Annotated in this window: 28 protein-coding genes, 1 pseudogene and 1 other annotated feature; of the genes and pseudogenes, 21 read left to right on the top strand and 8 right to left on the bottom strand. The window is 46.9% G+C overall.

The genetic code is table 11. From position 1 onward, the window contains the following. Positions 1-12: 12 nt before the first annotated feature. The gene (locus BM278_RS06480) at positions 13-246 is read right to left on the bottom strand and encodes a Uma2 family endonuclease (RefSeq protein WP_244151105.1); all 234 of its coding nucleotides are present in this window, start codon (positions 244-246) and stop codon (positions 13-15) included. A gap of 113 nt (positions 247-359) precedes the next feature. On the opposite strand from BM278_RS06480, the gene BM278_RS06475 reads away from it, so the two are divergent. From BM278_RS06475 to BM278_RS06435, 9 genes are all read left to right on the top strand, one after another. Next, entirely contained in the window at positions 360-2405 is a 2046-nt protein-coding gene (locus BM278_RS06475) for a methylmalonyl-CoA mutase family protein (RefSeq protein WP_090948545.1), read from the top strand. After that, a complete protein-coding gene (gene scpA, locus BM278_RS06470; protein WP_090948544.1) occupies positions 2398-4593 on the top strand; it encodes a methylmalonyl-CoA mutase in 2196 nt (731 codons plus the stop codon). Before BM278_RS06475 ends, scpA begins: the two co-directional genes overlap by 8 nt. Next, a complete protein-coding gene (gene meaB / locus BM278_RS06465; protein ID WP_090948543.1) occupies positions 4590-5693 on the top strand; it encodes a methylmalonyl Co-A mutase-associated GTPase MeaB in 1104 nt (367 codons plus the stop codon). Before scpA ends, meaB begins: the two co-directional genes overlap by 4 nt. Before the next feature lie 37 nt (positions 5694-5730). Next, positions 5731-6162, top strand: coding sequence for a BrxA/BrxB family bacilliredoxin (locus BM278_RS06460; RefSeq protein WP_003249325.1), 432 nt, complete (start codon positions 5731-5733; stop codon positions 6160-6162). 297 nt (positions 6163-6459) lie between these two features. Further along, positions 6460-7239 (top strand): transporter substrate-binding domain-containing protein, encoded by a 780-nt coding sequence (locus BM278_RS06455; RefSeq protein WP_090948542.1) that lies wholly within the window; start codon positions 6460-6462, stop codon positions 7237-7239. Positions 7240-7314: 75 nt separating this feature from the next. Continuing rightward, positions 7315-7974, top strand: a complete 660-nt coding sequence (locus tag BM278_RS06450) for an amino acid ABC transporter permease (RefSeq protein WP_090948609.1) — start codon at positions 7315-7317, stop codon at positions 7972-7974. Next, the gene (locus tag BM278_RS06445) at positions 7967-8689 is read left to right on the top strand and encodes an amino acid ABC transporter ATP-binding protein (RefSeq protein ID WP_090948541.1); all 723 of its coding nucleotides are present in this window, start codon (positions 7967-7969) and stop codon (positions 8687-8689) included. Before BM278_RS06450 ends, BM278_RS06445 begins: the two co-directional genes overlap by 8 nt. 63 nt (positions 8690-8752) lie before the next feature. Next, positions 8753-9730, top strand: coding sequence for an aromatic acid exporter family protein (locus BM278_RS06440; RefSeq protein ID WP_090948540.1), 978 nt, complete (start codon positions 8753-8755; stop codon positions 9728-9730). Between the two features lie 53 nt (positions 9731-9783). Continuing rightward, on the top strand, positions 9784-10287 hold the full coding sequence (locus tag BM278_RS06435) for a L,D-transpeptidase (RefSeq protein ID WP_090948539.1): 504 nt from the start codon (positions 9784-9786) through the stop codon (positions 10285-10287). 127 nt (positions 10288-10414) lie between these two features. Here the strand turns inward: BM278_RS06435 and prli42 are convergent, their stop codons facing one another. Then, positions 10415-10510 carry a stressosome-associated protein Prli42 gene (gene prli42, locus BM278_RS19455; RefSeq protein ID WP_157778133.1) on the bottom strand — a complete coding sequence of 32 codons (96 nt, stop codon included), beginning with the start codon at positions 10508-10510 and terminating at the stop codon, positions 10415-10417. A 169-nt stretch (positions 10511-10679) separates the two neighbouring features. On the opposite strand from prli42, the gene mce reads away from it, so the two are divergent. The 8 genes from mce to gndA all read left to right on the top strand — a co-directional run bounded on the left by mce (position 10680) and on the right by gndA (position 17505). Continuing rightward, positions 10680-11096 (top strand): methylmalonyl-CoA epimerase, encoded by a 417-nt coding sequence (gene mce / locus BM278_RS06430; protein ID WP_090948538.1) that lies wholly within the window; start codon positions 10680-10682, stop codon positions 11094-11096. 3 nt (positions 11097-11099) lie between these two features. Beyond that, positions 11100-12650: an acyl-CoA carboxylase subunit beta gene (locus BM278_RS06425; RefSeq protein ID WP_090948537.1), complete on the top strand. Its 1551-nt coding sequence runs from the start codon at positions 11100-11102 to the stop codon at positions 12648-12650. Between the two features lie 269 nt (positions 12651-12919). Beyond that, entirely contained in the window at positions 12920-14038 is a 1119-nt protein-coding gene (locus BM278_RS06420; RefSeq protein ID WP_090948608.1) for a tripeptidase T, read from the top strand. Between the two features lie 68 nt (positions 14039-14106). After that, the gene (locus BM278_RS06415) at positions 14107-14565 is read left to right on the top strand and encodes a chemotaxis protein CheW (RefSeq protein ID WP_090948536.1); all 459 of its coding nucleotides are present in this window, start codon (positions 14107-14109) and stop codon (positions 14563-14565) included. Positions 14566-14607: 42 nt separating this feature from the next. Continuing rightward, on the top strand, positions 14608-15006 hold the full coding sequence (gene mntA, locus BM278_RS06410; RefSeq protein WP_090948535.1) for a type VII toxin-antitoxin system MntA family adenylyltransferase antitoxin: 399 nt from the start codon (positions 14608-14610) through the stop codon (positions 15004-15006). Beyond that, positions 14999-15415, top strand: coding sequence for a type VII toxin-antitoxin system HepT family RNase toxin (gene hepT / locus BM278_RS06405; protein WP_090948534.1), 417 nt, complete (start codon positions 14999-15001; stop codon positions 15413-15415). Before mntA ends, hepT begins: the two co-directional genes overlap by 8 nt. Positions 15416-15571: 156 nt before the next feature. Beyond that, positions 15572-15748 (top strand): hypothetical protein, encoded by a 177-nt coding sequence (locus tag BM278_RS18690; protein ID WP_167359588.1) that lies wholly within the window; start codon positions 15572-15574, stop codon positions 15746-15748. Between the two features lie 344 nt (positions 15749-16092). Beyond that, entirely contained in the window at positions 16093-17505 is a 1413-nt protein-coding gene (gene gndA, locus BM278_RS06400; protein WP_090948533.1) for an NADP-dependent phosphogluconate dehydrogenase, read from the top strand. 39 nt (positions 17506-17544) lie between these two features. On the opposite strand, the gene BM278_RS06395 is transcribed toward gndA, so the two are convergent. Then, positions 17545-18165 (bottom strand): cyclase family protein, encoded by a 621-nt coding sequence (locus BM278_RS06395; protein WP_090948532.1) that lies wholly within the window; start codon positions 18163-18165, stop codon positions 17545-17547. Between the two features lie 17 nt (positions 18166-18182). Next, positions 18183-19661, bottom strand: coding sequence for a glucose-6-phosphate dehydrogenase (gene zwf, locus BM278_RS06390; RefSeq protein ID WP_425272967.1), 1479 nt, complete (start codon positions 19659-19661; stop codon positions 18183-18185). 185 nt (positions 19662-19846) lie between these two features. Between zwf and rnz the strand changes: the two genes are divergently transcribed. After that, positions 19847-20773, top strand: coding sequence for a ribonuclease Z (rnz, locus tag BM278_RS06385; RefSeq protein ID WP_090948530.1), 927 nt, complete (start codon positions 19847-19849; stop codon positions 20771-20773). A gap of 23 nt (positions 20774-20796) precedes the next feature. Here the strand turns inward: rnz and namA are convergent, their stop codons facing one another. Together namA and proI are read right to left on the bottom strand one after the other, a co-directional pair. Next, a complete protein-coding gene (namA, locus tag BM278_RS06380) occupies positions 20797-21819 on the bottom strand; it encodes an NADPH dehydrogenase NamA (protein ID WP_090948529.1) in 1023 nt (340 codons plus the stop codon). A 93-nt stretch (positions 21820-21912) separates the two neighbouring features. Beyond that, a complete protein-coding gene (proI, locus tag BM278_RS06375; protein ID WP_090948528.1) occupies positions 21913-22770 on the bottom strand; it encodes a pyrroline-5-carboxylate reductase ProI in 858 nt (285 codons plus the stop codon). Positions 22771-22817: 47 nt separating this feature from the next. Then, positions 22818-23034, bottom strand: a binding site (T-box leader). 185 nt (positions 23035-23219) lie between these two features. Between proI and BM278_RS06370 the strand changes: the two genes are divergently transcribed. Both BM278_RS06370 and BM278_RS06365 read left to right on the top strand, forming a co-directional pair. Then, complete coding sequence (locus tag BM278_RS06370; protein WP_090948527.1) at positions 23220-24191, top strand: MBL fold metallo-hydrolase; 972 nt, start codon at positions 23220-23222, stop codon at positions 24189-24191. Then, the gene (locus tag BM278_RS06365) at positions 24182-24970 is read left to right on the top strand and encodes an SDR family NAD(P)-dependent oxidoreductase (RefSeq protein WP_090948526.1); all 789 of its coding nucleotides are present in this window, start codon (positions 24182-24184) and stop codon (positions 24968-24970) included. Before BM278_RS06370 ends, BM278_RS06365 begins: the two co-directional genes overlap by 10 nt. 24 nt (positions 24971-24994) lie before the next feature. On the opposite strand, the gene BM278_RS06360 is transcribed toward BM278_RS06365, so the two are convergent. Together BM278_RS06360 and BM278_RS06355 are read right to left on the bottom strand one after the other, a co-directional pair. Continuing rightward, the gene (locus BM278_RS06360) at positions 24995-25189 is read right to left on the bottom strand and encodes a YqzH family protein (protein ID WP_090948525.1); all 195 of its coding nucleotides are present in this window, start codon (positions 25187-25189) and stop codon (positions 24995-24997) included. Between the two features lie 14 nt (positions 25190-25203). Continuing rightward, on the bottom strand, positions 25204-25395 hold the full coding sequence (locus BM278_RS06355; RefSeq protein ID WP_090948524.1) for a CDGSH iron-sulfur domain-containing protein: 192 nt from the start codon (positions 25393-25395) through the stop codon (positions 25204-25206). Positions 25396-25520: 125 nt separating this feature from the next. Here BM278_RS06355 and BM278_RS06350 point away from each other — a divergent pair. Next, positions 25521-25714 (top strand): annotated as a pseudogene (locus BM278_RS06350) (RNA-guided endonuclease TnpB family protein); the annotation flags it as partial.

The following is a 25714-nucleotide window of genomic DNA, read 5'->3' as shown; positions in this document are numbered from 1 at the left end:
ACGGCGGGGGTGTTATGATGTGAATATATTCCGCAAATCGATCGTTAATTCAGGAAAAACGAAAGAGGTAAGCGTACTGTTTTTTCCAAATACATTTCTTTTGGAAAACTTGCTATCCATTAATCCATATATTTCAATCGTTTGATGAGCAAGGTCTACAATCCAATACTCTTGGACTCCAAACCGTTCATACAGATAAAATTTTTCATTGTGGTTTATATTAGAAACAGATTCTGTTTTCTTCATTGCTAGAACCATGCAATATATACTACAATAAAAATATCCGCAATATTTTTAAAAGTACAAAAGAAAGCGGTTTCTTATGGATGGGGGAAAGCGCTGAAAAGGGGGAGAACATAGTGAGTGATATTTCGAAGATGAAAAATATGACGTTTCCCATTCCAAGCTTCGCGGAGTGGAAACAGGAAGTGGAAAAGTCGTTAAAAGGAAAACCGTTCGAAAAATTGTATTCGACTACATATGAAAATATCACGATTAAACCCATTTATACGCGCCGTGACATAGAGTCGCTTACACATGTCGAACAGTATCCGGGGTTTCCGGGCTATGTCCGCGGCACTAGGCCAAACGGCTATATTCAAGAGCCTTGGAAAGTAAGCCAAGAAATTTCCGCAACCAGTCCGCAAGAATGGAACGAGATCGTCAAGCATGATTTGGCAAGAGGGCAAACAGAAATCCATATCGTGTTGGAACGGTTAGGGTTTCCAGTGATATCGCTTGATGATATGGAAGCAATGTTTTCCGATATTTCTTTAGATAAATATTCGCTTCGCGTCGACGCTGGGGCACAATCGCTTTCCTTTTTGGCGCTGTTTGCCGCTTATTTGCGAAAACGGCAAATGCCGTTTGCAGCGGTGCGCGGAACGATCGGGATGGATCCTATCGGTACGCTGGCAGAAACAGGGCATCTCTCATTCTCGCTTGCGTCATCGTATGACGTGATGGCGGATGTGGCGAAATGGGCCAAAAATAATATGCCGCACGTCAAAACGATCATCGTCCGCGGTGAGCCGTATCATAACGGCGGGGCGAACGCCGTTCAAGAATTAGCGTTTGCGTTTGCGACAGCGGTCGAATATATCAATGCGTGTTTAGATAGAGGATTGGCGATCGATGATGTCGCGTCGCAAATCCAATTTTCGTTTGCGGTTGGTTCGAACTTTTTTATGGAAATTGCAAAGCTTCGCGCGGCAAGGCTTGTGTGGGCGAACATTGTGCAGGCGTTCGGCGGCAGCGAGTCAGCGCAAAAAATCGCGATGCATGCGCGCACATCTTATTTTACGAAAACGATTTATGATCCGTATGTCAACATGCTGCGCGCGGCGGCGGAAGCGTTTGCCGCGACGATCGGCGGCGCCGATAGCCTCCACGTTTCTCCATTTGATGAGGCGATCGGACCAGCTGATGAATTTTCACGGAGAATCGCCCGCAACACACAGTTGATTTTGTTGGAAGAAGCGCATATCGCGAATGTCATTGACCCAGCCGGCGGTTCGTACTATGTGGAAACGTTGACGGCGCAAGTAGCGGAGAAAACGTGGAAGCTGTTCCAGCAAATCGAAGGAAAGGGCGGCATTGTGAAAGCGCTTCAAGACGGATTTGTGCAAGCGGAAGTGGAAAATGTTGCCAAGCAGCGGAAGGATAATGTAAAAAAGCGAAAAGAAAAAATCGTCGGAACGAATTTTTATGCCAACTTAGCGGAAGCGCCTATACAAAAAGCGAACAAAGGCAGCGAAAAAGCCTTCCCATTTTCAAAGGTTGACGAAGAAAATGTCGCCCAGCTGCAAGCGGGATTCCGGGAAAACCGCTGGATCGAAACAGCGATTTTTATGGCAGTTCGCCGAGCAACCGCTCAGGAAATCGAAGCGGCATTAAAAGCAGACGAAGCGTCTATAAATGTTAAACCGATTCAACAATGGCGCCTTGCCGAATCGTTTGAACAGCTGCGCAAAGCTGCGGAAGTGCATTTGGAAAAACATGGAGCGCGTCCGACGGTGCATTTGATTAACATTGGCTCGATTCCAAACTATAAAACACGCGCTGATTTTATCACCGGCTTTTTTGAAGCCGGCGGCGTGGCTGTGGCTAAAAGCGAAGGATATCATACCGCGGAGGAAGCGGTGTCCGGAGCTCTGGAAGCAAACGGTACGCATTATATTATTTGCGGCTCGGATGAAAGCTACACGAATATGGTTCCAGCGATCGCGAAAGCGTTCAAACAGGCAAAGCCGAATGCCAAGCTGTATGTCGCTGGAAAACAGCCGGCGGATGTCGAACAGACTTTCATCGAGGCTGGGGTCGATGGATTTATCCATATCGGTTCTAATTGTTATGAAACGATTGTCTCGTTCATGAAAGAGATGGGGGTGGCCCTTGATGAGTAGAAAAATCGATTTTGCGAACGTTTCGTTGTGCATGCCGGAAAAAACGGTGGATGAACAACAATGGAAGCGGGCGATCGAAGAAAAGGTGCGCGCGTCGATCGATGACTTGCTGTTTCAAACAAATGAGCACATCGCCATTCAACCGCTTTATACGAAAAAAGATATCGAAGGTTTTGACTTTCTTGATTATATGCCGGGAATCCCTCCGTATTTGCGCGGCCCGTATCCGTCGATGTATGTGAATCGGCCGTGGACGATCCGGCAATATGCGGGATTTTCGACAGCGGAAGAGAGCAATGCATTTTACCGCCGCAATTTGGCGATGGGGCAAAAGGGACTGTCCGTCGCCTTTGACCTTGCGACCCACCGCGGCTATGATTCCGACCATCCGCGCGTCGTCGGCGACGTCGGCAAAGCGGGGGTGGCAATCGATTCAGTGTTAGATATGAAAATTTTGTTTGATGGCATTCCGCTTGACCAAATGTCGGTGTCGATGACGATGAACGGCGCGGTGCTGCCGATTATGGCGTTTTACATCGTCACGGCGGAAGAGCAAGGTGTCACGCAAGACAAACTTTCCGGTACGATTCAAAACGATATTTTAAAAGAATATATGGTGCGCAACACGTATATTTACCCGCCGGAAACGTCGATGCGCATTATTGCGGATATTTTTGAGTATACGTCCAAATATATGCCAAAGTTCAACAGCATCAGCATTTCCGGCTACCATATGCAAGAAGCGGGGGCGCCGGCCGATATCGAATTGGCGTATACGCTCGCTGACGGATTGGAATACGTTCGCACAGGATTAAAGGCGGGAATCGACATTGACTCGTTCGCGCCGAGATTATCGTTTTTCTGGGCGATCGGCATGAACTATTTCATGGAAGTCGCGAAGCTGCGCGCAGCGCGCATCATGTGGGCGAAAATGATGAAAACGTTCAACCCGAAAAACCCGAAATCGCTCGCATTGCGGACACATTCGCAAACATCGGGGTGGAGCTTGACCGAACAGGACCCGTTTAACAATGTCGTGCGCACGTTGATCGAAGCGCATGCCGCTGCGCTTGGTCATACGCAGTCGCTCCACACGAACGCGCTTGATGAAGCGATTGCGCTGCCAACCGATTTTTCGGCGCGCATCGCCCGCAATACGCAGCTTTACTTGCAAGATGAAACAGGGATTTGCAACGTCATTGACCCGTGGGCTGGCTCCTATTACGTCGAGACGTTAACGAACGAATTAATGAACCGCGCGTGGAAGCACATTGAAGAAATCGAAAGCCTTGGCGGCATGGCGAAAGCGATTGAAACAGGGATCCCGAAAATGCGCATTGAAGAAGCGGCGGCAAGGCGCCAAGCAAGAATCGATTCCGGTGCGGAAACGATCATCGGCGTCAACAAATATCGTCCGGAAAAAGAAGAGCCGATCGAAATTTTAGAAGTCGACAATACGGCGGTGCGGATGCGCCAGATTGAAAGATTAAAACAGCTGCGCGCCTCTCGCGATGAGCAAAAAGTGCAAGAAGCGCTTGACGCGATTACGAGAGCGACGGAAACGGGAGAAGGAAACTTGCTTGAATTAGCCGTGCAGGCAGCGCGCGTCCGCGCGACATTAGGCGAAATTTCGTACGCGATTGAAAAAGTAGCGAAGCGCCATAAAGCGGTAATCCGCTCGATTAGCGGCGTGTACAGTTCCGAATTTCAAAACGAAGAGCAATTTGAGCGCGTCAAGAAAATGACCGATGAATTTTATGAATTGGAGGGACGCCGCCCGCGGATTATGATCGCAAAAATGGGCCAGGACGGTCATGACCGCGGGGCGAAAGTGATCGCGACGGCGTTTGCCGATTTAGGCTTTGACGTTGACATCGGCCCGCTGTTCCAAACGCCGGAAGAAACGGCGCGCCAGGCGGTCGAAAACGACGTCCATGTCGTTGGCATTAGCTCGCTCGCCGGCGGGCATAAAACGTTGTTGCCGCAGTTGGTGGAAGAACTGCGCAAGCTTGGCCGTGAAGATATCATCGTTGTCGTCGGAGGCGTCATTCCGCCGCAAGATTATGAGTTTCTTTACCAACACGGCGCATCTGCCATTTTCGGGCCGGGAACAGTGATTCCAGCAGCTGCCGAAAAAGTGCTTGAAGAAATTTATAAACGTCTCGGTTACGAGGAAGTGAGCCAATGAACGGCGAACGAACGCATCGCCCTGAATGGGTGGAAAAAGAGAGAGAAAATGAGTTCGCGACTGCTTATGTGAAAGCTGCCGCCTCCGCTTCGCCCAAACGTTGGGTGAAGCGGAAAGAGCGGTCGGTAAAAGAATATGTCGAAGGCGTGTTAAACAATGACCGCACGATTTTGGCGCAGGCAATTACGCTTGTTGAAAGCAACGCGGCAAAGCATATGGACATCGCCCAGCAAGTATTAAACGAGCTGCTTCCGCATGTCGGAAAGTCGGTCCGCATCGGCATCACCGGTGTGCCGGGAGCAGGAAAGAGCACGTTTATTGAAGCGTTCGGCACGTTTTTATGCGAACGAGGGCATCGCGTTGCCGTCTTAGCCGTCGATCCGAGCAGCTCGTTGACGGGCGGCAGCATTCTCGGGGATAAAACGCGGATGGAAACGCTAGCCCGCCATCCGCGCGCCTTTATCCGACCATCGCCATCGGGAGGAACGCTCGGCGGCGTGCATCGGAAAACGCGCGAGACGATGATGCTTTGCGAAGCGGCAGGATATGACATTATTTTAGTGGAAACGGTCGGCGTCGGGCAAAGCGAGTTTGTCGTGCGCAGCATGGTCGATTTCTTTTTAATGCTTGTTTTAACAGGAGCTGGAGACGAACTGCAAGGAATGAAACGCGGAATTATGGAATTAACGGACGCGATCGTCATCAACAAGGCGGATGGGGACAATAAGCCAAAAGCATTGGCTGCGCAAAAAGAATATAATCAATTTCTCCATTATTTACGGCCGGCAACGCCGGGATGGGAGACAAAGGCGTATACGTGCTCGGCGCTTTTGGGAGAAGGAATCGAAGAAATTTGGCGTGTCATTGAGAAATTTGTGGAAACGACAAAACGGTCTGGCGTGTTTGACATGCGCCGGCGCCACCAGCAAAAAGATTGGATTTATTCGATGATTAAAGATTATTTAGAAACGAGCTTCTTTTCCCATCCCGCGGTGAAAGAAAAGCTGCCGATCATTGAAAATAACGTCATTTCCGGAAGGCAGTCGGTCACTTCCGCAGTTCGAGAGCTTATTCAAGTGTATGAGAGTAGGGAATCGTAAAGAAATGTGATACGATATAAAAGAGGAGGTGTATGCGATGTTCCAATTTCCACTTTACAATGATATTGTCGAGCAATCGCGCCGCGAGATCGTCGAAGCTGGCTTTGAAGAATTGCGCACTCCTGAAGAAGTCGACGCCGCATTCAAGCGTCCAGGCACAACGCTTGTGATGATTAATTCGGTATGCGGCTGCGCCGGCGGCATCGCCCGTCCTGCGGCGGCGCATGCGATTCATTATGACAAACGTCCGGACCATCTTGTCACCGTATTTGCCGGGCAAGATAAAGAGGCGACAGCACGAGCGCGCGAATATTTTGAAGGGCAGCCACCTTCTTCCCCATCGTTCGCGCTTTTAAAAGACGGTAAGCTTTGCATGATGATTCATCGCCACGAAATTGAAGGGCATGAGCCGATCGAAGTCGTGCAAAAGCTGCAGGCGGCGTTTGATCAATATTGCGATGAAGTATAACAAGGCTCAAAAGGCTGTTGGGCCACAAACGATAGGTTTTCTCTTATTGTTCGATACACATATACAGTAGCACAGAAGGGTGTCCCATCACTTTCGGGACACCCTGTTATTTATTTGTTGTTATTTTCAAAAAATAAAAATGATTTATTTATAATAAAATGGATTGCATGATGATTGTGATATGTGTTAATATACGAAACATAGAATATATATTCAAAAACGAATTGCATCTTGCTAATCTTTAACTAATATTATAAAAATTATTTAATTTTTAAAATAGAGAGGGAGAGACATCGGATGAAAAAGCTATTATCGTTATTGGTTTCTAGCATTCTACTTATTGGCTTGCTTTCCGCCTGTGGAGGGGGCGAAGAAAAGAACGAGAGCGGAGCGCAAAAGAAAGTGCTAAAAATGGGAACTTCCGCCGATTACCCGCCATTTGAGTATATCGACACCGCGAAAGGCAATGAAATTATCGGATTTGACGTCGATTTGGCGAAGATGATCACGAAAGAACTAGGATACGAATTTGAAATTGTCGATATGGACTTTACCGGGTTAATTCCGGCATTGCAGTCGGGAAAAGTCGATTTTGTGTTGGCGGGAATGACGCCGACGGAAGATCGCAAGAAAAACGTTGATTTCTCGGACGTGTATTATGTATCGCGGAACATGATTGTTTCCAAAAAAGGAAGCGGCATAAAAACGGTGAAAGACTTAAAAGGAAAAACGGTCGGGGTTCAAACTGGTTCGATTCAGGAAGGAGAAGCGAAAAAAATTGCCAAGACGGTGGACATGAAACTGGAAAGCCGCAACCGCATTCCGGAATTAATTCAAGAGATTCAATCAGGGCGCTTTGATGCGGCAATTATTGAAGATACGGTGGCAAAAGGATATTTGAAAACGAGCAACGGCAAACTAGAAGGGCATACGATTCCGACAAATGAACAAGAAGCAGGCTCTGCCATCGCCTTCCCGAAAGGCAGCAAGCTTCGCGATGAGTTTAACAAAGTATTGCAAGAAAAAATGAAAAACGGCGAAGTCGATAAACTGATTAAAAAATGGTTTGACCAATAATCACTACGCGTTCAAAAAGGAGAGATTTCCTTTTTGAACGTTTTCACTATGTCGCAAGGAAGGATGAATGCGCGCGTGAATTTAGATTTTTCACAGATCGTTCCATCGATACCATTCATATTACAAGGAGTTATTGTCACGTTAAAAATCGTTGTTTTCGCGGTATTGCTTGGATTTGCGCTTGGCGTTGTGCTGGCGTTAATGAAGATTGGCAGAATCAAAGTGTTGGCGTGGTTTGCCGATGCGTATACATCCGTATTTCGCGGCACGCCGCTTGTGTTGCAGCTTGTCCTTATTTATTTCGGAATACCGCAGCTTACCGGCTTTGAAATTGACGCTTTTCCCGCAGCGGTCATCGCATTTGGGTTAAACTCTGCCGCCTATGTTTCGGAAATTATCCGCGCCGGCATTTTGGCCGTCGATAAAGGGCAGCGGGAAGCGGCGCTGGCGCTCGGCATTCCGTATAAGCTGATGATGCGCGATATTATTTTGCCGCAAGCGTTAAAAAATATTTTGCCGGCGCTGATGAACGAGTTTATTACGTTGACGAAAGAATCTGCCGTCGTTACGGTCATTGGAGCGATGGATGTCATGCGGCGCGCGTATATCGTCGGCGGACAAGTGTATCGATATATTGAGCCGCTGTTGATCGCCGGGCTTATTTATTACGTTTTAGTCATGCTTCTTACGCTGCTTGGCAAAGCGTTGGAAGGGAGATTGAGAAAAAGTGATTAAAGTTGAGGATTTGCATAAATCGTTTGGCAAACTAGAAGTATTAAAAGGAATTACGACAACGATTAAGCAAGGGGAAGTAGTAGCGATTATCGGTCCGTCTGGATCTGGAAAATCGACGTTTTTACGCTGTTTAAACTTGTTGGAAGAGCCAACAAAAGGAAGAATTTGGATTGGGAACGAGGAGATTACCGACAAAAAAACGAACATTATGGAAGTGCGCCAGCATGTTGGCATGGTGTTTCAACATTTCCATTTGTTTCCGCATATGACCGTTCTTGAAAATGTTACGTATGCGCCGATTAAAGTCAAAGGAATGGCAAAAGCCGAAGCGGAGGCGAAAGGCATTGAACTGCTGAAAAAGGTTGGATTGGAACAAAAGGCGGACGAATATCCAAGCAGGCTGTCGGGCGGGCAAAAGCAGCGCGTGGCGATCGCAAGGGCGCTTGCCATGTCGCCGGATGTGATGCTGTTTGATGAACCGACGTCAGCGCTCGACCCGGAAATGGTCAAAGAAGTGCTTGAAGTAATGAAGTCGCTCGCGCATACGGGAATGACGATGGCGATCGTTACGCATGAAATGGGCTTTGCCCGCGAAGTCGCCGATCGAGTGCTGTTTTTAGACGGCGGTCAGCTTATTGAGGACGCGCCGCCACAACAATTTTTTGCCTCCCCAAAAAGCAAGCGGGCTCAAGAATTTCTTGAAAAAATGTTATAATGAAGTACAATAAAAAGATGGTCTTTGGATCATCTTTTTAATTTTGGTCGGGAGAAGGAAGATATGTTGAAAATAGGATACCGCACAGCAAAAACGGCGATCGGCACCGCGCTTTCGATTTTTATCGCTCAGTTAGCAGGATTAAATAATTTTGCCTCTGCCGGCATCATTACGATTTTGTGCGTTCAAGTGACGAAAAAAAGATCGTTAAAAGCCGCGTGGGCGCGTTTTGTCGCATGTGTTGTCGCGATGCTGTTTTCGTATATTTTTTTCCAAGGAATCGGATATTATCCGTTCACCGTCGGGTTAATGCTGCTCTTTTTTATTCCGACGACAGTATGGTTAAAAGTAAATGAAGGGATCGCGACAAGCTCGGTCATTATTCTCCATTTGTACGCAGCAGGGAAATTTACATGGTCGATTATTTTCAATGAACTGCTATTGCTTGTCATCGGCATTAGCGTTGCGCTTTTAATGAATATGTACATGCCAAGCGTGGAAAAGCAGCTAAAGGAATATCAGCGCATTGTCGAAGATTTATTCCGCATCATTCTTAAGGAAATCGTTCGTTATTTGCGCACAAACGAAACCGATTGGGACGGGAAAGAATTGATGCTGGCAGGAGATATTTTACAACAGGCAAAGCTGCTTGCGGTGCGAAATGTCGAAAATCATGTGCTGCGAAATGAAGATGGATATTACCATTATTTTTTAATGCGCGAGAAACAGCTGGAAATTATCGAACGAGTGCTTCCGCTCGTCACATCGCTTACGTATACAGTAGAACAACGCAACATCGTTGCCGATTTTATCGACAAATTAAGCGATGCCGTTCATCCGGGAAATACGGCGTATCGCTTTCTCCGCGAACTGCAAAATATGAAAAAGCGATTTGAAACGATGCCTCTGCCAAAAACGCGCGAAGAATTTGAGGAGCGGGCCGCTTTGTTGCACTTAGTAAAGGAACTTGAACAATATTTAATCATTAAAAGCCAATTTCGCGACCCAAAAGAGAAAAAACGGCTTTCTCATGACACATAATCTTCACCCTTTTGCTTCACACTATAACAAAGAAAAAGCAAAGGGTGAGAGTGATGCGATGGATATTGGCAGCAATGCTAGTGCTTTTTTCTTTTTTATCCATTCCCACTTCTGCAGACGCGGAAACAAAACCGTTTATCATCATCAATAAAGCGGTCAATAAACTTGCGTTTATTCGCAGCGGAAAAATCGAAGCCGTCTACCCCGTTGCCACTGGAGTTAATACATTGTTAACGCCTGAGGGGCTATTTACAGTGACAGTAAAGGCGAAAAATCCGTATTACCGCAAAAAAAATATCCCAGGTGGTGCGCCGAACAATCCGCTTGGAACGCGGTGGATCGGGTTTAACGCGAAAGGAACGGACGGACGCGTATACGGGATTCACGGAACGAATAACCCATCATCGATTGGAAAATATGTGTCGCAAGGATGTGTGCGCATGTACAATCGCGATGTCGAGCAGTTGTATGAAAAAGTGCCGATTGGCGTGAAAGTGGTCATCGTTCGCAGCAACGAACCGTTTTTTGCGATTGGTAAACGGTATGGCGCGCTATAGTTGAAAGGACAAGCTCCAACTAGATGCTTGTCCTTTTCTTTTTGTACATATAGAGACGTATGGCGTTTCTGGCATTTTTTGGCCCCGATATGGCATTAAAAGACCTTTTGGCGCCTTCCGTTTTTTATTAAAACCACATGCTAATACCTGTTAAAATTGTTGTGATTAACATAGAGAGCAACATCAAATAAACGACGAATTTTTGCGTTTTCTTGCGGGACATTGCCGTTCCTCCCTTATGGACAAAGTTCCTGTTTAACATTGTATCGTGATGGAAACGGAGAGACAAGAGAAAACTTTGTCCGCATTTGCAAGAGAAAAGCAGGATTTTTTGTCGAAATGGCGAAACATACTTAATGTTCGCAACATTTTACAGCAAAGGGGATCGGGCAATGGATGTCAAAAAAGTAGACCATGTTGGAATTGCCGTTACGTCCATCGAGAAAGCGCTGCCATTTTACGTCGAGATATTGCAGCTAAAGCTGCTTGGCATCGAGGAAGTGGAATCGGAAAAAGTAAAGGTCGCCTTTTTGAAAGCGGGAGAAACGAAAATTGAACTGCTTGAACCGACATCGCCGGAAAGCGCGATCGCGAAATTCATTGAAAAACGCGGCGAAGGGATTCATCATATCGCGCTTGGAGTGAACGATATACAAGAACGGATCAACGAGCTAAAAGAAAAAGGAATTCGCATGATTCAAGATGAGCCAAAATGCGGCGCCGGCGGGGCGCTTGTCGCCTTCATGCATCCGAAATCAACGGGAGGCGTTCTGTATGAACTTTGCGAGAGAAAGGATGCGGAGGTGTAGACGATGGCTGATATGTATGACAAAATTAATGAACTGTATGACCGGCGCCGTGAAATCGAACTAGGCGGCGGCGATGATAAAATTGAAAAACAGCACGCCAAAGGGAAACTGACGGCCCGCGAGCGCATCGATTTGCTTCTCGATGAAGGGACGTTTGTCGAGCTGAATCCGTTTATCGAACATCGCTGCACCGATTTTGGCCTTGACGGAAAAAAAGGACCGGGAGACGGCGTCGTGACCGGGTACGGGAAAATCAATGGCCGCACCGTATTTGTATTTTCCCAAGATTTTACCGTATTCGGCGGCGCGCTTGGAGAAATGCACGCGAAGAAAATCGCCAATATTATGGATTTAGCCGCAAAAACAGGAGCGCCGGTCATCGGCTTGAATGATTCCGGTGGCGCGCGCATTCAAGAAGGAGTGTTATCGTTAGACGGATATGGGCATATTTTTTACCGCAATGCCATTTATTCCGGCGTCATTCCGCAAATTTCCGTCATTATGGGGCCATGTGCGGGCGGTGCTGTTTATTCACCGGCGATTACCGATTTTGTATTTATGGTTGAAAAGACGAGCCAAATGTTTATTACTGGGCCGAAAGTGATTGAAACGGTGACGGGAGAAAAAATTAGCGCCGAAGATTTGGGCGGGGCGCGCGTGCATAATACGATCAGCGGCAACGCCCACTTTTCCGGAGCAACTGAGGAAGAGGTGCTTCACCAAGTGCGGCAGCTATTAAGCTATTTGCCGCAAAACAATCAAGAAAAACCGCCGTTTGGGCCGATTCCGGAAGAAGACGATTACCGGCCGGATTTGGCCGACGCGGTTCCGATTGACGCAGTCCGTCCGTATGACGTGCGCAACGTCATTTTACAAGTCGTCGACGAAGGCTCGTTCATGGAAGTGCAAAAAGATTTCGCGAAAAATATTGTCATCGGTTTTGCCCGCGTCAAAGGCGAAGTCGTCGGGCTTGTGTGCAACCAGCCGAAATTTATGGCCGGCGGGCTTGATATCGATTCGTCGGATAAAGCGGCCCGGTTTATCCGCTTTTGCGACTCGTTTAATATTCCTCTTATTACGTTTGAAGATGTCACCGGCTTTTTCCCAGGCGTCAAGCAGGAGCATGGCGGCATCATCCGCCACGGTGCGAAAATTTTGTACGCGTATTCCGAGGCGACCGTCCCGAAAATTACCGTTATATTGCGGAAAGCGTACGGAGGTGCATATGTGGCGCTCAACAGCAAGTCGATTGGCGCCGACGTCGTTTACGCGTGGCCGAACGCGGAAATCGCCGTGATGGGGCCGCAAGGGGCAGCGAACATCATTTTTGCGGGTGAAATCGAAAATAGCCCGAATCCAGAAGAAACGCGGGCGCAAAAAATTGAAGAGTACCGGCAAAAATTTGCGAATCCGTACGTCGCGGCAAAATACGGTATGGTCGACGATGTCATCGATCCGCGCGATACGAGAATTAAGATCATTCAGGCGCTCGATATGCTCCGCCATAAACACGAAGAGCGTCCGAAGAAAAAGCATGGCAATATTCCGCTATAAAGCAGTGACCTCCGCTGCCTATTTGTGGGCGGCGGGTTGATTCATTTGCGAAGAGACCATTTTAGTGGGGAAAATCGAATCATCGTTGGAATGGCTGGCGTTTCGCACATCACCTAAAGCTGACGTGACAGTAAATGTATTGTTCATAAGGCAACCCTCTCCCCAACATAATTTAGTTTCACTTTTTATCTTCAAAAACAATTTTTCGCAATCATTGGCGAGATCGGGTATACTTTTAAATGAGTACATAAGCAGGAGGAAGAATGAAAATGATCAATCAGCAACGATTAGTCGACGAATTTTTAGAACTTGTGCAAATCGATTCGGAGACAAAACATGAAGGCGACATCGCCAAAGTGTTAAAACAAAAATTCGAAGCGCTTGGCCTTCGTGTCATCGAAGACGATGCTGCGGCGAAAACCGGACATGGCGCGGGAAATTTGATTTGCACGTTAGAGGCGACAAAAGAGGGCGTTGACCCGATTTATTTTACGTCGCACATGGATACCGTCGTTCCGGGAAAAGGAGTGAAGCCGTCGATTCAAGATGGATACATCGTGACCGATGGAACGACGATTTTAGGAGCGGACGATAAAGCCGGGTTAGCGGCGATGTTCGAAGCGATTCGCGTCTTAAAAGAGCAAAACATTCCGCACGGCACGATTCAATTTATTATTACGGTCGGGGAAGAATCCGGACTCGTCGGCGCAAAGGCGCTCGATCCGTCGCTGATTCAAGCGAAATTCGGCTACGCGCTGGATAGTGACGGCAAAGTTGGCAACATTGTCGTCGCCGCGCCGACGCAGGCGAAGTTGAAAGTCGTCGTCCATGGAAAAACGGCGCATGCCGGCGTGGCTCCGGAAAAAGGGGTCTCCGCGATTACGATCGCCGCCAAAGCGATTGCGAAAATGCCGCTCGGCCGCATTGATGAAGAAACGACAGCAAACATCGGCCGCTTTGAAGGCGGAACGCAAACAAACATCGTTTGCGACCGCGTCGATATTTTGGCAGAAGCGCGCTCGTTGGTGCCAGAGAAGATGGAAGCGCAAGTCGCGAAAATGAAAGAAGCGTTTGAAACCGTTGCGGCAGAAATGGGCGGGCGCGCCGAAGTCGATGTGGAGGTAATGTATCCGGGCTTTAAGTTCGGCGACGGCGATCATGTTGTCGAAATCGCGAAACGCGCCGCAGCCAAAATCGGGCGTCCGTGCGAATTGCTTCGCAGCGGCGGCGGCAGCGATGCAAACGTGATTGCCGGCTTCGGCATTCCGACAGTAAACTTGGCAGTCGGTTATGAAGAGATTCATACAACGAATGAGCGCATGCCGATTGCCGAACTTGTGAAATTGACGGAAATGGTTGTGGCGATCGTCGAAGAAGTGGCAAAATGATAACGGGGCATCCATGTTTGGGTGCTCCTTTGTATAAATAAAAATAGGCGATGAGAGGGGACGGTGGAATGAACAAGTTTGTCGTTTTTCAGCTGGAGCGCGAGCAATACGCAGTACCGGTTGCGCATGTCATCTCCATTGAAAAAATGGCGGCGCCGACTATCGTTCCGCAAATGCCGGATTATATGGTCGGAGTCGTCCGCATTCGCGGCGAATTAGTGCCTGTGCTTGATACGCGAAAGCTGCTGTATGGGCGACCTTTTGAAGAAACGGATAAGACGAGGCTTATTGTCACAGCGACTGAAGATATTTCCGTGTCGTTCATTGTCGATGAGGCGAAAGAGATTCTCGATATTCCGGAAGAGTCAGTCAAGCAAGTGAATATGCTTGCATATCGGCAAACACCTTATTTTATCGGCATTGCCAGCCTTCCGGAACGGCTCATTACATTAATTGACCCGAATCAATTATTTGAGAATTTAGATGAAGCAAAAACGATAAAAGAGCATATTTACAGTCACCAATAATAGTGGCTTTTTCCTTTGACAATAAAGTGTGGGGAGAGACTAATGAATCATGATTTTAAAGCGATTGTGCAATTTCTCGTAAAAAAACTAAATCCATATGTCATCTATCTTTTCGGTTCTCAAGCGCAACAACAAGCGAGGCAAGATAGCGATATCGATCTTGCTTTTTTAAGCGAACAAACATTAAGTCATTACGAACGGTTTATGATCGCTGAGGAGCTTGCGGCAATGTTGAATTGTGACGTTGATTTAATTGATTTGAAAGAAGCCACAACCGTTTTTCAAGCACAAGTTGTTGGGAACGGGAAAGTGCTGTATTGTGCCGATGATCATAAAAAAGCGCGATTTGAGATGAAAGTGCTCAAAGAATATGCGAAGTTAAACGAAGAGCGGGCAGGGATTCTTGAGCAGATTCAAAAAAGGGGCGCGGTGTATGAGTAACGATGTCATCCTCAACAAAATTAGTGTTATCGAACGCTGCATTAAAAGAATAAACGAAGAGTACGATAACAATCCGAGAAATTTGCAGAACTATACAAAACAAGACTCTATTATTTTGAATATACAACGGGCGTGTGAGGCAAGCATCGATATTGCCATGCATATCGTGGCGGAAAAAAAATTAGGTATTCCACAAACGAGCCGTGACGCGTTTGAATTGCTTTGCCAAAATCATATCATTACAGAACCGGTTATGCGGAAAATGAAAGCAATGGTCGGTTTTCGCAATATTGCTGTTCATGATTATCAGACGATCAATTTGCAGATCGTTCAAATGATTGTTGAAAAACATCTGGATGATTTTCGGGAGTATGTGAAGCAAGTGTTGTCACAAGAAGGAAAGGAATAAGATGAGGGGCTGCTGTACGCGGCCTTTTTTGTTTTTTTGCATTTAGGTTTTCGCCCATACACTTTCGCCCTCCGCGCATACCCTAGAAATTGAGGAAACCAACTCCGTTCGTTTCCTAATCCATTATTACGTGAAATATCAAAGGAGGAATTTGACATGGACGAAAGACAATTTGGAATGTATCCGACTGGCGGATACTACCCGTATCATCATTATCCGTATTATCATCATTATCCACATTATTCTCATTACTATCCGTATTATCATCATTACTATCATCACTTCCCGCACTATCCATACGGCCATCACTACAGCGGACATGGCGGATATTAAGGATCTTAAAGAGTCCTGGTTTCAGGACTCTTTTTTATTCATGAAACTTTTGCAGAAATTTTGGCGGGATAATGAATAACAAAAGGTCGCAAAAAAGCTTTTGGGATTTTGCAGATAAAAAGGAAAATGGTGCAGCATTGAAGCGGCAAGGCAGCTTATTCAAGAAATTATGATTTTCCGCATCTAAAAAATCAGCACGGAATGTAACGAAGTATCGTTTATCTTACTTAGGAAATCCTTTCTAATTTGCTTTAAATGTAATTCAAAACTTGATATGGTAAAATGAACTATGGTATGTTCTTTCATGAACAAACAATATAAAGTATAGAAAGGAACGTTTAGCGATGGCAAAACAACAAATTGGCGTCATTGGATTAGCAGTAATGGGAAAAAACCTTGCGTTAAACATTGAAAGCAAGGGCTATTCAGTTGCCGTGTATAACCGTTCCCGGGAAAAGACGGACGAATTTTTAAAGGAAGCGAAAGGAAAAAATATCGTCGGTACATATAGCATCGAAGAGTTTGTGAATGCGCTCGAAAAACCGCGAAAAATTTTGTTGATGGTGAAAGCGGGCGCGCCGACGGATGCAACGATCGAACAATTAAAGCCGCATTTGGAAAAAGGTGATATTTTAATCGATGGTGGCAATACGTACTTCAAAGATACGCAGCGCCGCAACAAAGAATTGGCCGAACTTGGCATTCACTTTATCGGCACGGGTGTTTCCGGCGGCGAAGAAGGAGCGCTGAAGGGGCCGTCGATCATGCCGGGCGGCCAAAAAGAAGCGCATGAACTTGTTCGTCCAATTTTTGAAGCGATTGCCGCGAAAGTCAACGGCGAGCCGTGCACGACATATATCGGTCCAGATGGTGCTGGGCATTATGTGAAAATGGTGCATAACGGCATTGAATACGGCGATATGCAGCTTATTGCCGAAGCGTATTTCTTATTGAAGCATGTGCTCGGCCTAAACGCTCAAGAATTGCACGAAGTGTTTGCCGAATGGAATAAAGGCGAATTAAACAGCTATTTAATCGAAATTACCGCAGATATTTTCACGAAAATCGATGAAGAGACAGGCAAACCGCTTGTCGACGTTATTTTGGACAAAGCGGGGCAAAAAGGAACGGGAAAATGGACAAGCCAAAATGCGCTTGACTTAGGAGTGCCGCTTCCGATCATTACGGAATCGGTGTTTGCCCGCTTTATTTCGGCAATGAAGGACGAACGCGTCAAAGCAAGCAAGCTTCTTTCCGGCCCTGCGGTGAAGCCGTTTGAAGGTGATCGCGATCACTTTATCGAAGCGGTGCGCCGCGCGCTTTACATGAGTAAAATTTGCTCGTATGCACAAGGTTTTGCGCAAATGAAAGCAGCGTCTGATGAATATAACTGGAATTTGCAATACGGCGATATCGCAATGATTTTCCGCGGCGGCTGCATCATTCGCGCGCAGTTTTTGCAAAAAATTAAAGAGGCGTACGATCGCGATCCACAGCTGCCAAACTTATTATTAGACCCTTATTTCAAAGAAATTGTCGAAAATTATCAAGAAGCGTTGCGCGAAATTATTGCGGTCGCCGTCATGCGCGGCATTCCAGTTCCAGCGTTCTCCAGCGCATTAGCGTATTATGACAGCTACCGGATGGAAACATTGCCGGCCAATTTAATCCAAGCGCAGCGCGACTACTTTGGCGCGCACACGTATGAACGTGTCGATAAAGAAGGGGTATTCCATACGGAATGGTTGAAGAAGTAAAAAAATTCCCCTTATTGCCATGCAATAAGGGGAATTTTTTTATTGCATCTTTTCGAATAAAAGCACGCGCGCCGGCGCGGCGTCTGTGCCGACAAGTTTTAATGGAGCGGCGACCATAAAGTACGAGCCTTCTGGAACGTCTTTTAACCGCAGCCCTTCAATGACGATCACGCCTGCGGAAAACAACGTTTTATGCGTTGGATGTCCCGGTTGGCTCCGTTCGATGCCCAAGGCGTCGATGCCGACGCCGCGGACTTTTTTATCGGCAAGATAGCGGGCCGCATCTTCGGCAACGTAAATAAACTCAAAGTTAAACGCGTCTTCCAGCGAGTTTTTCGTTTTCAACAACACAAAATCATTTTCGCGGATATCTAATGAAGCGATATCGTCTTTTGTGATTTTGTCGTTGACGTGTGTTAAATCAAACAATTTGCATGGGCCGACGAGGCGGTCGAGAGAAATCGTTTCAAACGTTTCGCCACCTTCGATCATATGAAGCGGTGCATCGATATGGGTTCCGGTATGCACGTCCATGTCGATGCGAGATTCTGTGACGTAATTGTTTGTCACGCTCGTTAGTTTCGGCTGTTTTTCCGGTTTATTTTTATATACGGGCATTCCTTCAAAAATTGGCGCAGTAACGTCATAAAATTTCGTCATAAAGTGATCTCCCTTCTTTATTGATGATAATGAATCGGCCACCAACGGAACCCATCTTTTTCAAGCAGCGCATCAGAAGCTTTCGGTCCCATCGATCCAGCCTCATAGTTTGGAAAATCGGCCGCTTTTGTGCTTTCCCATACTTCGGAGATAGGATCGACGAATTGCCATGAAGCGGCCACTTCGTCCCAATGCGTAAAGTTGGTCGCATCGCCGCGCATGCAGTCATATAGCAATTTTTCGTACGCTTCCGGCGTGTTGATGCCGTCGATGCAATTGTTGCAGTAGTCTAATTCAATTGGCGTTGTTTTCATATTTTCGCCGCTTTTTTTGCCGTTTAAATGAAGGGTGATGCCCTCATCCGGCTGAATGTGGATAATCAATAAATTCGGCTGGATTTTTTCGTTTGTTCGATAATATAAGTTCATTGGCACATCTTTAAATTGGACGACGATTTTCGTTGATTTTTCCGTCATCCGTTTGCCTGTGCGAATGTAAAACGGAACGCCGGCCCAGCGGAAATTATCGATCATTAACTTTCCGGCGACAAACGTTTCCGTATTCGAGTTCGGGTCGACGTTATTTTCTTCGCGATAGCTAATGACTTCTTTTCCGTTGACGATTCCTCTGCCATATTGCCCGCGGACGAAATATTGGTCCACTTCATCGTGGGAGATTGGGCGCAGAGCGCGCAGCACTTTCACTTTTTCGCTGCGGATGTCATCAGTCGTTAATTTAATCGGCGGTTCCATCGCCAAGAGCGCGACCATCTGTAGCATATGGTTTTGCACCATATCGCGAAGCGCTCCGGAATGATCGTAGTAGCGTCCGCGGTCTTCGACACCGAGCGTTTCGCTTGATGTAATTTGAATGTTAGAAATAAATCGGTTGTTCCAAAGCGGTTCGAAAATCGCGTTCGAAAAGCGGATCACTTCGATGTTTTGCACCATTTCTTTACCAAGATAATGGTCGATCCGGTAAATTTCATGTTCCGCAAACGATTGACGAATTTCCACATTTAGCTGTTGCGCGCTACGGAAGTCATGTCCGAACGGTTTTTCAATGACGAGGCGCTTCCAGCCGTTTGTCGCGGTGAGCCCTTCTGATTTCAAGCGAGACGTAATCGTGCCAAAAAATTCCGGTGCCATTGCTAAATAAAAAATGCGGTTTCCGTCGGTATGATATGTTTCATCCAATTGCGCAAGCAACGTTTTTAATTGCTGGTAGGACGCAATGTCCGTGACATCGAATGGATGGTAATAAAAATGCGACACGAATGACAAATCGCTTAATTCTTGGCGAAGGGCGTTTTCCACGGATTGCCGGACATAGTTGCGAAACTCGTCATTGGACAACGGTCGGCGCGCGACGCCGACAACGGCAAATTCTTCGGACAGCTTTCCTTTTTCATACAATTGATAAATAGAAGGAAACAGCTTGCGTTTTGCTAAATCTCCTGTAGCGCCAAAAATGACGATTAATGACTTCGGATTCATGTTGTTCACGATATGTACCTCGCTTTAGCCAAAATTGTCTCTTCAAATAATTAATTGTAGAGATTTATGGCGTTGAACGCAAACATTTTAACGTTTTATTGTAAAAGAGTATTGAAATGCGATGCGAAACATTGATACGCTAACAACAGGCAAACTGTCATCGCTTTTGATAAGGAGTGGGTGCGTTGGAATTATTGTTTTTAGGCACAGGAGCTGGAGTGCCAGCAAAAGAGCGAAACGTGTCGTCTGTCGCGCTCCAATTGTTAGAGGAACGCGGAGCAACGTGGCTGTTTGATTGCGGAGAGGCGACACAGCATCAAATTTTACATACATCGATTCGCCCGCGGCGAATCGAAAAAATTTTTATTACCCATCTTCACGGCGATCATATTTTTGGATTGCCGGGACTGCTCGGGAGCCGCTCATTTCAGGGAGGGGAAACGCCGTTAACCGTATATGGGCCGAAAGGAATTCAAACGTTTATTGAAACATCGCTTTCGGTTAGTTGCACGCGGCTGAAATACGAGTTGCAAGTCGTTGAAATCGAGGAAGGGGTTATTTTTGAGGACGAACGCTTTTTCGTAATTGCGAAGCAGCTCGATCATGGCATTCTTTCCTACGGCTTTCGCGTCGTGGAAAAAGATTTGCCAGGCACGCTTTTAGTTGATAAATTGCAGGCGCTTGGGATTCGCCCCGGTCCGATTTATCAACAAATTAAGTTAGGGAAAACGGTGGAGCTAGAAGACGGAACGGTCATTGATGGACGCGATTTTGTCGGCCCGCCACAAAAAGGGAGAATTGTCGCAATTCTCGGCGATACTCGCTATTGCGAGGCAAGCGTCGAGCTGGCGACAGAGGCGGATGTGCTCGTTCATGAAGCGACGTTTGCGGCAGAGGATGGCGCTTTAGCGTATGATTATTTTCATTCTACCGCTGTTCAAGCGGCGGAAGTGGCGAAGCTTGCAGGTGCGAAAAAACTAATTTTAACTCATATTAGTTCCCGATATCAAGGAGAATTAAGCGAAGAACTGCTGCATGAAGCAAGAGAGTTGTTTCCGAATACGGAATTGGCATCTGATTTTTCTTCGTTTATCATCCCAAGAAAAAAATAAAGCTGCCGGAAACCCGGCAGCTTTTAAAAACGCCATCCCCGCTCATATTGCACTGGAGCAGGAATCGTCGTTCCCAACTCTTTTGCGGCGGCGTACGGCCAATATGGATTGCGCAATAGTTCGCGGGCGAGAAACACCAAATCGGCGCGCCCGTTGCGCAAAATTTCCTCTGCCTGCCATCCGGAAGTAATCAAGCCAACCGCCCCAGTCGCGATTTCGGCTTCGCGGCGAATCGTTTCCGCAAACGGAACTTGGTAGCCCGGATATACGCTAATATTTGCCGGAACGACTGCACCAGAACTTACGTCGATAAGGTCGACTCCTTGTTTTTTCATGCGTTTCGCATATGGAACGTAATCTTTGACGGTCAAACCTTCCGGATGGTAATCAGAAGCAGAAATGCGCACAAAAAGCGGTCCGTCCCACACTTCTTTTACGGCATCGATCACTTCTCCCAAAAAGCGGTAGCGGTTTTCCGGAGAACCGCCATACTCGTCTTGCCGCTTGTTTGATAGCGGCGACAAAAACTCATTAATTAAATAGCCGTGGGCAGCGTGAATCTCGATGATATCGAAGCCGGCTTCTTTGGCGCGACGGGCACCATTTTGGAACGCTTGGATTGTTTCTTCAATGTCTGCTTTCGTCATTTCTTTTGGAGTGCGTGTTTTTTCGCTGAACGGAATTGATGAAGGTGCGATGATTTCTCCGTCTACTTCCGATTTGCGCCCGGCGTGGGCGAGCTGGATGCCGATTTTCGCGCCATGCTCTTTGACGAGCGAGACTAGTTCGCGCAACCCGCCGACATGTTCATCGCTCCAAATTCCTAAGTCGCGCGATGAAATTCTTCCTTGGGCGGTAACGGCGGTTGCTTCCAAAATAATAAGACCGACTTGACCGACAGCGCGCGTCGGATAATGAATTTTATGCCAATTTCGCACTTTCCCATCTTCCGTGTCGCAAGAATACATGCACATCGGAGACATGACAATCCGGTTTTTGAGAGTGACTCCGCGTATCGTGTACGGTGAAAAAAGCATCGTTTCCATTGTCTGTGTTTCCCTCCAAGTAATGTCGTTTTCAATTTGATAATAGCACGTTTATTCGCAAAAACAAAATGATACGCGTTTGTAAGAAAAGGGTTAGCGCGATGGAGCGGCAGCGTGCGAAAAAGCGGAAGAAATAAGTTCTTTTCCCAACTCTTCCGATCGCTCCGTCGCCCGTTTGATGCATGCAACGACCGCTTCTTGGTAGCGGTAGCGCTCCAGCACTTGGATGCCCGCCTCCGTCGTTCCGCCGGGGCTCGTCACTTCTTTGCGTAAAATGGAAGGGTGTTTGTTTGTCGTTTGCAGCATTTGCGCCGCGCCGATGATCGTTTGCAAAATCAATTGTTTTGCGACAATGCGGTCAAGCCCGATTTCTTCCGCCGCTTTTTCCATGGCTTCTACTAAATAGTACACATATGCCGGCCCGCTTCCGGAAAGACCGGTAACGGCGTGCAAATCATGTTCGGGAACGACCGCGACAATGCCGACCGTCTCAAACAACGTTTTTGCGATGGCGACATGTGCTTCCGTCGCAAAACGGCCTTGGGAGATGGCGGTCGCAGACTGGCCGATCGCCGCCGACGTGTTTGGCATGGCGCGAACGACCGCGACGTTTTTCCCAATGAGCGAGACGATCGTTTCTGTCATCACGCCGGCGAGCACGGAAATGATCAGCTGGTGTTCGCCGATCGCCGAAGCGATGGAAGCGATGCTTTCTGCCGCGTCTTTCGGCTTCATTGCTAAAATGACAATATCCGCTTCTTTTACCGCTTTTTCTTTATTTGTTTCGGTTCGGACTCCGTACGTTTTTTTCATATATTCGAGCCGTTTTTGATTGCAACGGTTTGTCACAATAATTTGTTCAGGCCGGTACAACGTTTTTATCATTCCGGAAATAAGCGCTTCCGCCATCGAGCCGGCGCCGATAAACGTAATGGTCGTTTCCTGTTGCATCGTGAATTCCTCCTTTTTAGATCAAATAAAAAAGACCTTGCCTCCTAAAAAAGGACGGAAGGTCTTTGTTTCCGCGGTACCACCTTTTTTGGCTCTTTCGCCAAGAGCCCAACTCTTTACCGATAACGCCGGTTGGACGTTTAGGTTTACCTAACAGCTCATGAGGTAGGTTCAACCACGAAGAGGGTAATGAAACCTTTCAGCCCGCGGGTTTCATTCTCTGGATACCGTTCATGGTTTACTGGCCTCACTCATCGCCTGTTTGCGATGTTCATTTTGTTTGCAATTATGCAATGAAAACAGGCATGTTGTCAATAGAAAAGGAGAATTTTTTTACGAATTATTCGAAAAAAATGACAAACTAATAAAATCAGTGTAAACTGTAAAATATCATGATTGCCGATTTATTTTACTATCAAAATATGTCGATGAGAAGGGGATTGTCGGTTATGAAGGAGCATGTTTATCGCATCGTCGTTCCGACGCCATTTCCCGTTGGAAACGTAAACATGTACTTGATTAAAGGAGACAGCTTGACTTTGATCGATGCCGGAATCAAAACAGAAGAGGCGTGGCATTCGTTTCGACAGCAGCTTCGGCAAATTGGATACGCTCCTTCTGACATCGATCAAGTCGTCATCACCCATCACCATCCTGATCACGTCGGCTTGCTCGATTATTTGCCGGATGATTTGCCGGTCGTTGGCCACTGGAAAGCAGACCGATGGGTTCGCCAAGACGAAACATTTTTCCAACAGCATCAACAATTTTTTGAACAGTTTTTGTTGGAGTGCGGTATCGATCGTTCGTTTCTTGCCAAGCTTTCCAATTTGCGCGGTTCGCTCCGCTATGCATGCCGCCGTCCGCTTACCGCGACGATCAAAGAAGGCGATTCGCTGCCGGGTTTGCCGCATTGGAAAGTGATTGAGACACCGGGGCATGCGCAAAGCCATGTTGTGTTTTATCGCGAAACGGATGGCGCGATGATTGGTGGAGATCATTTGCTTTTACATATTTCTCCAAATCCGATGATGGAGCCGCCTTTTCCAGGAGAGACAGAGCGCCCGAAACCGTTGGTGCAGTATAATGCTTCATTGCTGAAAATGCGCAATTACGATATTTCGTTCGTGATGACCGGGCACGGAGAAGATGTGACGGACGTATCTGCGTTGATTGAAAAACGCCTTCGTAAACAACGGGAGCGCGCCGAGCAAGTGCTCGATATGCTGAAGCAAAAGCCGCACACCGCATTTCAAGTTTGCCAAAAGCTATTTCCTGCCGTATATCAGCAAGAGTTGTTGTTAACGATGTCTGAAACGATTGGTCAGCTTGATTATTTGGAAGAAAACGGTGCGGTTTGCAAGAAAAAAGTAAATGATCATTACGTATATGAAGTGGTGGAGGGGTCGATTTGCGGATAGAAGGCAAACATATCGTCATTACCGGAGCGTCGAGCGGCATCGGGGAACAAATCGCTTATGAAGCGGCGCGGCAAAAAGCGCTTCCAGTGCTGCTTGCCAGAAACGAAGAAAGGCTCAAACAAGTGGCAAGACAGATTGAACGAACATATCATATTTCCCCGCGTTATTACCGGCTGGACGTAAGCGATACGGATGCGGTGGAAGCGGTGTTTCAGCAATTATTCCACGATGTCCAGACGGTTGACGTATTGGTGAACAACGCCGGCTTTGGCGTGTTCCGCAATGTCGAGGACATCGACCTCGAGGAAATGAAGAATATGTTTGCTGTAAATGTGTTTGGCTTAATCGCTTGCACAAAAACAGTGTATTTGCATATGAAAAAAAGGCGGAGCGGCCACATTATTAACATCGCTTCACAAGCGGGAAAGTTAGCGACGCCGAAATCGAGCGTATACGCCGCCACGAAACATGCGGTGCTTGGGTTTACGGACAGCTTGCGGATGGAAGCGGAACAACACGGAATTTTTGTTACGGCTGTGAACCCGGGGCCGATCCGCACCAATTTTTTTCATGTCGCCGACCAGTCAGGCGAGTACGTAAAAAATATCGAGCGATGGATGCTTACGCCGGAAAAAGTGGCAAAACGGGTCGTTTCGATTATGATGACGCCGACAAGGGAAGTAAATATGCCGCGCTGGATGAATATCGGCAGTCAACTTCACCGCTTGTTTCCGTCGGTTGTCGAGAGAGTGGGAAAACGCGCGTTTTTCAAAAAATAACACTCCTTGCCAAGACAAGGAGTGTTATTTCGTTATATATTCGTAAATGACGTCATTGACAATTTCGTACATGTCCATTTCTTCATCGTTTATTTTTGCAGATAAAATTTTTTCGCGCAACTGTCTCCATTCCGAATCGTTAAGCGGAAACGATTCCGTGTCATATCCGTATTGCAGCAAGCAATTGCGAACAAGTTTTGCCAGCCATTTTTCATCCATGGCGTCACTTCCGATCATTGCGATTCAGACGGAGTGGCACGGACAACAGAGTGGAATTTTCCTTTATGCGTGCCGTCGCAAAATGGCTTATTGTTGGACAGGCCGCATCGGCAAAGCGAAAACGTCTGCTTTGTCACAAATTTATTTCCTTCCGCGTCAATGAGCTCCACATCGCCAGTGACGCGGTAGGAACCGTTATCGTTCACGAGAACATCCGCCGGAAGCCCGCTGCTTTAGCTGTGGGAGGAAGGCGGGGTTTATATTTTCAGTATATATTGAATTTTTCGTTCAATATAAGTACACTGGATTTAGAAAGGTAGGTGAATCAAGAATGCTCTGCACTCTCAAGATTAAATTAGTGCCAACTCTTGAACAGTTTCATGCGCTGCTGGAAACAATGAAACGGTTTAACCAAGCATGCAACTATATTAGCGAGATTGCTTTTCGCTCCAGAACCTTTTCCAAAACGAAAATCCAGCGGCTTTGCTACTATGACGTCAGGGAAAAATTTGGTCTCTCTGCCCA

The sequence above is a fragment of the Parageobacillus thermantarcticus genome, from assembly GCF_900111865.1.
Lineage (GTDB): Bacteria > Bacillota > Bacilli > Bacillales > Anoxybacillaceae > Parageobacillus > Parageobacillus thermantarcticus.
The sequence above is the reverse complement of the archived record's forward strand: the minus strand, read 5'-3'. Positions and strand labels throughout refer to the sequence as shown.

Bases quoted from the DNA above. Each gene is read 5' to 3' on its own strand.
- BM278_RS06480 (WP_244151105.1), bottom strand. From the start codon at position 246: ATGAAGAAAACAGAATCTGTTTCTAATATAAACCACAATGAAAAATTT.
- scpA (WP_090948544.1), top strand. From the start codon at position 2,398: ATGAGTAGAAAAATCGATTTTGCGAACGTTTCGTTGTGCATGCCGGAA.
- meaB (WP_090948543.1), top strand. From the start codon at position 4,590: ATGAACGGCGAACGAACGCATCGCCCTGAATGGGTGGAAAAAGAGAGA.
- BM278_RS06460 (WP_003249325.1), top strand. From the start codon at position 5,731: ATGTTCCAATTTCCACTTTACAATGATATTGTCGAGCAATCGCGCCGC.
- BM278_RS06455 (WP_090948542.1), top strand. From the start codon at position 6,460: ATGAAAAAGCTATTATCGTTATTGGTTTCTAGCATTCTACTTATTGGC.
- BM278_RS06440 (WP_090948540.1), top strand. From the start codon at position 8,753: ATGTTGAAAATAGGATACCGCACAGCAAAAACGGCGATCGGCACCGCG.
- BM278_RS06435 (WP_090948539.1), top strand. From the start codon at position 9,784: ATGCGATGGATATTGGCAGCAATGCTAGTGCTTTTTTCTTTTTTATCC.
- prli42 (WP_157778133.1), bottom strand. From the start codon at position 10,510: ATGTCCCGCAAGAAAACGCAAAAATTCGTCGTTTATTTGATGTTGCTC.
- mce (WP_090948538.1), top strand. From the start codon at position 10,680: ATGGATGTCAAAAAAGTAGACCATGTTGGAATTGCCGTTACGTCCATC.
- BM278_RS06425 (WP_090948537.1), top strand. From the start codon at position 11,100: ATGGCTGATATGTATGACAAAATTAATGAACTGTATGACCGGCGCCGT.
- BM278_RS06420 (WP_090948608.1), top strand. From the start codon at position 12,920: ATGATCAATCAGCAACGATTAGTCGACGAATTTTTAGAACTTGTGCAA.
- BM278_RS06415 (WP_090948536.1), top strand. From the start codon at position 14,107: ATGAACAAGTTTGTCGTTTTTCAGCTGGAGCGCGAGCAATACGCAGTA.
- mntA (WP_090948535.1), top strand. From the start codon at position 14,608: ATGAATCATGATTTTAAAGCGATTGTGCAATTTCTCGTAAAAAAACTA.
- hepT (WP_090948534.1), top strand. From the start codon at position 14,999: ATGAGTAACGATGTCATCCTCAACAAAATTAGTGTTATCGAACGCTGC.
- BM278_RS18690 (WP_167359588.1), top strand. From the start codon at position 15,572: ATGGACGAAAGACAATTTGGAATGTATCCGACTGGCGGATACTACCCG.
- gndA (WP_090948533.1), top strand. From the start codon at position 16,093: ATGGCAAAACAACAAATTGGCGTCATTGGATTAGCAGTAATGGGAAAA.
- BM278_RS06395 (WP_090948532.1), bottom strand. From the start codon at position 18,165: ATGACGAAATTTTATGACGTTACTGCGCCAATTTTTGAAGGAATGCCC.
- zwf (WP_425272967.1), bottom strand. From the start codon at position 19,661: ATGAATCCGAAGTCATTAATCGTCATTTTTGGCGCTACAGGAGATTTA.
- namA (WP_090948529.1), bottom strand. From the start codon at position 21,819: ATGGAAACGATGCTTTTTTCACCGTACACGATACGCGGAGTCACTCTC.
- proI (WP_090948528.1), bottom strand. From the start codon at position 22,770: ATGCAACAGGAAACGACCATTACGTTTATCGGCGCCGGCTCGATGGCG.
- BM278_RS06370 (WP_090948527.1), top strand. From the start codon at position 23,220: ATGAAGGAGCATGTTTATCGCATCGTCGTTCCGACGCCATTTCCCGTT.
- BM278_RS06360 (WP_090948525.1), bottom strand. From the start codon at position 25,189: ATGGATGAAAAATGGCTGGCAAAACTTGTTCGCAATTGCTTGCTGCAA.